This window comes from Bradyrhizobium sp. (assembly GCF_016462955.1).
Lineage (GTDB): Bacteria > Pseudomonadota > Alphaproteobacteria > Rhizobiales > Xanthobacteraceae > Bradyrhizobium.
This window is the reverse complement of record NZ_JAEMSD010000089.1, coordinates 3,406-9,286: the sequence shown is the minus strand read 5'-3', so window position 1 is coordinate 9,286 and position 5,881 is coordinate 3,406. Positions and strand designations below refer to the sequence as shown.

The following is a 5,881-nucleotide window of genomic DNA, read 5'->3' as shown; positions in this document are numbered from 1 at the left end:
GGCCGTCGGGTGCGGTGGCACGCTCTTGCGGCAGCGGTTCTTCGTTCGGCGGCGTTGCGAGGCGAGGAAAGAACAGCCTGACGACGCTGCCTTTCCCCGGTTCGGACTGGATCTGCACCAGCCCGCCAGATTGTTGCGCAAACCCGTAGACCATGCTGAGGCCAAGGCCCGTCCCCTTGCCGACCTCCTTGGTGGTGAAGAAAGGCTCGAACGCGCGCCCCAACACTTCGCTGCTCATCCCGGTTCCGGTATCCGTCACGGCCAGCATGACGTAGTCGCCAGGCCGCGGCTCGCCATTGACGTCGAGGTCGGATTCACCGAGCGATACGTTGTGCACCTCGACCGTCAGCTTGCCGCCGTCGGGCATCGCATCGCGCGCGTTGAGCACGAGGTTGAGCACGGCCGTCGCCAGTTGGCCGGGATCGACGCTGGCGAGCCATAGATCCGGCGCGAACTCGAAGCTGGACTCGATGTGCTCGCCCAGGCTCCGCCGCAGCAGCTGCGTCATGCCGGTCACCTGCTCGGCAATGTCGATCTCCCGCGGCCGCAGCGGCTGCTTGCGGGCGAAGGCCAACAGGCTCCGCGTCAGGTCGGAACCGCGCTCGGCGGCAGTCGCGACGTCGTTCGCTATCCGGTGCAATTCCTTGTCGCCCGCAAGCCTGTCGGCGAGGTGTTCCGCATTGCCGAGAATGACGGTCAGGAGATTGTTGAAATCATGCGCCACGCCGCCGGTGAGCTGGCCCATGGCTTCCATCTTCTGGGACTGGCTGAGCTTGTGGCTGAGATCGGCGATGGCGGCGCGTTGCTGCTCGAGCGATGCGGCCGTGTTGTTGAGCAAACTCATCAATCCGCCGAGTTCGCCGCTTGGATGGGGCTCCGGAATGCGCGCACGGAGATCGCCGTGTCCGAGGCTCTTTGCCATGGCGGCGAGCCGCCCGACCTGCCGTCCGATGCTCACGGTCGTGAGCATCCACAGGCCGGCGAGCAGCAGCAGCGAGGCGACCGCGAGGATCGCCATGTCCTCGTAAAGCCGTCGGCTGGCCGCCGCGACAAGTCCGTCCTTGGATCGCCCGACCAGGATGTAGAGGCCGGCCTTGCGGATCGCGGGCGAGCGCGCAACGCCCCAGATCTGCGTGCGGCCGTCGCGGTCGGTGATTTCCCGAAATGGCGTGCCGTCGGGCGACGCCGCAAAGCGGAACAGCTCGGAGCTGGCGATGGACCCGCCGACGGGCTCGCTCCAGCCGCCGCCTTTGGGAGCCGCCAGGACCGTGCCCTTGGCGTCGACAAACAGGATGTCCTTCTCGGCGGGTAGCCGCTTGTCGTGAACTTCCGCGAACTTGTTCAGGTTGAAAGACGCCAGCAGCACGAATTTCAGCGCACCCGCCTCCGATCGCACGGGATAGGCGATCTGGAGCACCGACAATCCGGTGAGGCGGCCGAACACCGGCTCGACTGCGACGACGCCTTGAAGGTTCTTGACCTCTTTGAAATAGGCGCGGTCGTTCAGGTCGAGTGTGCGGTTGGTCCGCAGCGAGTCACAGAACAGGCGGCCGTCCGGATCGATGGTCAGGATACCCGTGAACTGCGGATATTCTTCGCGGACATCCGACAGGAAGGCCGAGCAAGCCGCCTTGTCGCGCGTGTCGAGATCGCGGGCGCGGGCGAGACCATAGTGAAGTTGGGCGGTGCCCTGGATCTTCTCGTTCAGATCGCTGGCGATGTCGTCGGCGGAGGCGGCCAGATTGGCCAGCGCCGCGTCGATCTCGCTCGTCCGGTTCTGCACGAAGCGCAGCCCGACCAGAATTGCCGGCACGAGCATGGCCGCAATGACGAGGATCAGTAACCGGGTACGCAGGCTCATCGGTGAACGATCCGCTCTGGGGCGACGGTGCTCGGAGGTACAATTTGAGGCACGATCATGTGCCTCGTCCATAAACATCGGCGCAAAAATCGCAACAAACGCTAAAGATTTCGCATTGCGAGCATGGTCGTGCCGCCGCCACGCGGTGTGCCGGACGGCGTCAAGTTGCGCCTCGGCGCGGCGGCGCTAATATCGCCGCATGCGCGCGACGAACGATCGCGTCGGAATACGGAGGAAGCTGATGTCCATCTCGGGCAAGGTCGATCCGGTGGTGCGTCGCGTGGCGGCGGTCGACATCGCCGAGTCGCTGGTCGAGGGTCTGCGCGATTTCCAGGCTCTGCCGCTCTACGGCCTCTGCTTCGGTGCGCTCTACGCCGCCGGCGGCATCGTCATCATGCTCTGTCTCACTGCCTTCGGCATGGTCTATCTGGTCTATCCGCTTGCCGCCGGCTTCGCCCTGATCGGCCCCTTCGTGGCGATCGGTCTGAACGAAATCAGCCGCCGCCGCGAGCGCGGCGAGCCGGTCTCATTCGGGGCCATCTGGTCGGCGATACGCTCGCGTAGCGAGATCGGCTGGATGGCTTTCGTCACGCTGTTCGTGTTCGTGGTCTGGATGTATCAGGTGCGGCTCCTGATCGCGCTGCTGCTCGGCCTCAACGCCTCGTTCTCGAGTCTGCAGGAATTCATGACGGTGGTGCTGACGACCAGCGAGGGCCTGCTGTTCCTCGGCATCGGCAATGCCGTCGGCGCCGTGCTGTCGCTGATCCTGTTCTCGCTGACCGTAGTGTCGTTCCCGCTGCTGCTCGACCGCGACGTCGATTTCGTCACGGCCATGGTGACGAGCGTGCGCGCGGTGGTGACGAGCCCGCTGCCGATGATCGGTTGGGCCGCCGTCATCGTGATGCTGCTGATCGTCTCGGCGCTGCCCTATTTTCTCGGGCTGGTGGTTACGCTGCCGGTGCTCGGGCACGCGACGTGGCATCTGTACCGACGGCTGGTGGCGCCGGTGCCCGTCTAGTCGTCATTCCGGGGCGCCCGAAGGCGAACCCGGAATCCATTGATCCGCCAACTCTGCCGCGAAATGGATTCCGGGCTCGCGCGACGCGCGCCCCGGAATGACACGGCGTCTACGGCACCTTGATCCCCATCGCCTTCAGCGCTTCCAGCAGCTTCACCGGCGGAGCCATCTCGATCTTCGGCGCCTTGCCGGTTTCCAGCAGGCTCTTTAATCCGGACAGGATCGCGGGCCAGCCGGTGCGACCGCCGGAAAGGATGTCGTCGCTTAGCTCGCGGTCGTGCCGCTGACTCAGGGTGAGGCGGACGGCTTCGCCGGCCGGCTCGATCTCGTAGGTGACGACGGTGATGCCGAGTTTTTCGACGAGGCCCGGCCAGTTCACGTTCCACGTCACCGTCAGCTTCCTGGGCGGATCGTATTCGAACACTTCGCCACGGATGTGCTCCGAGCCATCGGGGGCGCGCACGATGAAGCTGCCGCCGAGCTTCGGCTGCATCTCCACCGCGAAGCCGGAAAAATACGCGCGGCTGAACTCGGCCGAGGTCAGCGCCTCCCACACCTTCTCCGGCGTCGAGGCAATGTAGATGGTGTAGACGGTGAGAGGCTTGAACTGGTCGAGGTTCATCGTGCATCAAATCCTTCGTTGAGCGGGCTTACTCGTCGCCCTTCTCCAACTGCCTTTTCAGCTCGCCGAGTGCGGCGAGCTTGCCGCGCTCGAATTTTCTGATCCAGCGTTCGCCGATCTGATGGATCGGCACCGGGTTGAGGTAGTGCAGCTTCTCGCGGCCGTGCCTGATGGTGGTGATGAGGTTCGCGTCCTCCAGGATGGCAAGGTGCTTGGTGACGGCCTGTCGCGTCATCGCGAGCCCCTCGCAGAGCTCGTTCAGCGTCTGGCCGTTCCTGGCGTGAAGCCTGTCGAGCAACGAACGTCGCGAGCCGTCCGCGAGCGCCTTGAAGACCTCATCCATGGCGGCGATAATAGGCAACTAAATGGTTGCATGTCAACAAGCGCCTCAATGCCTGGAACGACTCACGTGGCTTTCGTTCCAGGCGTCGCCATGCATTAATGCGCTTGAACCGCAGCGAGTCTTTCCATGATGTCCATGCAAGCCTTTCTCGCCTTCGTCGCCGCCTGCATTGCGCTGGCGCTGCTGCCGGGGCCGATCGTCACCCTCGTCATCGCCAATGGCCTGCGCCACGGCACGCGTGCGGCGCTCATCAACGTTGCCGGCGCGCAAGCCGGGCTTGCCATCGTCATCGGCATCGTCGCGGTCGGCCTGACCTCGCTGATGGCGACCATGGGCTACTGGTTCGACTGGGTGCGCTTTGCCGGTGCCGCCTATCTGATCTGGCTCGGCATCAAGCTGATCTGGGCGCCGGTCGAGGGCGTCGATGTCGACGCCCCGCCTCCGCCGCCGCGCGGCGGCTTCTTCCTGCAGGGATTTCTGGTGCTGCTGTCGAACCCGAAGGTGCTGGTGTTCTTCGGTGCCTTCATTCCGCAATTCATGGACATGAACCAGCCGCACTTTCCGCAGGTCGCGCTGCTCGGCGCCACCTTCATGGTGACGGCGGTGATGACGGATGCGCTCTATGCCATCGCCGCCGGGCGCGCCCGAAAATTCTTCTCGGCGCGCCGTACCCGCATGATATCGCGCATCTCCGGCGGCTTCATGATCGGCGGCGGCATCTGGCTGGCGCTGACCCGGGCGAAGTGAGCCTTACGGCAACAGCCTCGGCCGCAACTCGCCCTCGATCTCGCGCAGGATCCGCGCCAGCCGCTCGGCCCATTGCTGCTGGCCCGTAGGGTCCGCGATCAGATCCTGCCGAATCTCGATGCCGGTGCTGACGAGGCCGCGCCCTTCGCCGTGGACGGGAATGGTGTAGTCGGTCAGGTCGCTGACGGCATAAGGCTCGTTGTCGCCGACGACGAGATCGCCTTCCCCGTGCAGGTGCTTGAGCAGCAGATGCGGCAGCACGGCGTCGCGATTGTAGAGCGCCCCGACGTGCCAGGGCCGCGCGACGCCGGCATAGACCGGCGTGAAACTGTGCAGCGACACCAGCACGGTCGGCCGCTTCGCGTGAAGGCGGGCGTCGATCGCAGCGTCGATGCGATCATGATAGGGCTCGAAGATCTCGCGCCGCCGCGCCTCGCGCTCCCGCTCCGAAATGTTCTCGTTGCGCGGGATCGCGGTCGCCTCGGAGATGACGGGGACCGCGCTTGCTGACGCGGGCGGGCGGTTGCAGTCGATCACGAGCCGGGAGTAGCGCTGCGCGATCAGATGCGCGTCGAGCAGGTCGGCAAGCCGGTCGGCGACGCCGGCGATGCCGATGTCCCAGCCGATGTGCCTGGCAAGCTCGCTTTCCGCGATGCCGAGATCGCCGAGCGCGCGGGGCAGCGCCCGTCCGTAGTGATCCGAGGTGAGCAGGAAGTGCGAGCTCCCGCTCGCATTCACCTCATGAACGGGCGGACTATCCCCCTCGCCGAGCAGGTGTTCGGTCGTCTCGGCCGTGTGAAGGTCCATCCGGATTGCCTATGAAAGGATAATTTGGCTAAACGGAGTAACGCTATTGCACCGACGTCGCAACATCAGGGCAGCATGACCACAGATCGCCTCTTCGTCTACGGCACCTTGACGCGCGGCTTCGACCATCCGATGGCGCGGCTGCTGGCGGGCCATGCGGAATTCCTCGGTGAAGCCACCTGCCGCGGCCGGCTCGCTCTGGTGAAGCACTATCCGGGATTGCTGCTCCCCGAGGCGCCGTCGGACATCGTCCACGGCGAACTGTTTCAACTGCGTGTGCCGGACGAGCTGTTGCGCGAGCTCGACATGTACGAAGCCTGCGGCGAGGGCTTTCCGGAGCCGACCGAATATCTGCGGCTGCTGATCGACGTAGCGCGCGCGGATGGCGGCACGCAAAAGGCCTGGACCTACGTCTACAATTGGCCCGTCACCGATCTGCCGCGCATCGCGTCCGGGCGCTTCCTCGATGGCTAAGCCGACAAC

At 65.0% G+C, this 5,881-nt stretch carries 7 protein-coding genes; 3 read left to right on the top strand and 4 right to left on the bottom strand.

The features are described from left to right. On the bottom strand, positions 1-1,861 hold a 1,861-nt coding region (locus JHD07_RS12265), incomplete at its 3' end, for an ATP-binding protein (protein WP_291622356.1). A gap of 241 nt (positions 1,862-2,102) precedes the next feature. On the opposite strand from JHD07_RS12265, the gene JHD07_RS12260 reads away from it, so the two are divergent. Beyond that, positions 2,103-2,879: a DUF2189 domain-containing protein gene (locus JHD07_RS12260; RefSeq protein WP_291622354.1), complete on the top strand. Its 777-nt coding sequence runs from the start codon at positions 2,103-2,105 to the stop codon at positions 2,877-2,879. Between the two features lie 109 nt (positions 2,880-2,988). Here the strand turns inward: JHD07_RS12260 and JHD07_RS12255 are convergent, their stop codons facing one another. Then, positions 2,989-3,501 carry an SRPBCC family protein gene (locus JHD07_RS12255; RefSeq protein ID WP_291622352.1) on the bottom strand — a complete coding sequence of 171 codons (513 nt, stop codon included), beginning with the start codon at positions 3,499-3,501 and terminating at the stop codon, positions 2,989-2,991. 28 nt (positions 3,502-3,529) lie between these two features. After that, complete coding sequence (locus tag JHD07_RS12250; protein WP_291622371.1) at positions 3,530-3,844, bottom strand: metalloregulator ArsR/SmtB family transcription factor; 315 nt, start codon at positions 3,842-3,844, stop codon at positions 3,530-3,532. A 126-nt stretch (positions 3,845-3,970) separates the two neighbouring features. On the opposite strand from JHD07_RS12250, the gene JHD07_RS12245 reads away from it, so the two are divergent. Then, on the top strand, positions 3,971-4,591 hold the full coding sequence (locus JHD07_RS12245; protein ID WP_291622350.1) for a LysE family translocator: 621 nt from the start codon (positions 3,971-3,973) through the stop codon (positions 4,589-4,591). Between the two features lie 3 nt (positions 4,592-4,594). On the opposite strand, the gene JHD07_RS12240 is transcribed toward JHD07_RS12245, so the two are convergent. Further along, entirely contained in the window at positions 4,595-5,398 is an 804-nt protein-coding gene (locus tag JHD07_RS12240; protein ID WP_291622348.1) for an N-formylglutamate amidohydrolase, read from the bottom strand. A gap of 75 nt (positions 5,399-5,473) precedes the next feature. On the opposite strand from JHD07_RS12240, the gene JHD07_RS12235 reads away from it, so the two are divergent. Then, on the top strand, positions 5,474-5,872 hold the full coding sequence (locus tag JHD07_RS12235) for a gamma-glutamylcyclotransferase family protein (protein ID WP_291622346.1): 399 nt from the start codon (positions 5,474-5,476) through the stop codon (positions 5,870-5,872). Positions 5,873-5,881: the final 9 nt, after the last annotated feature.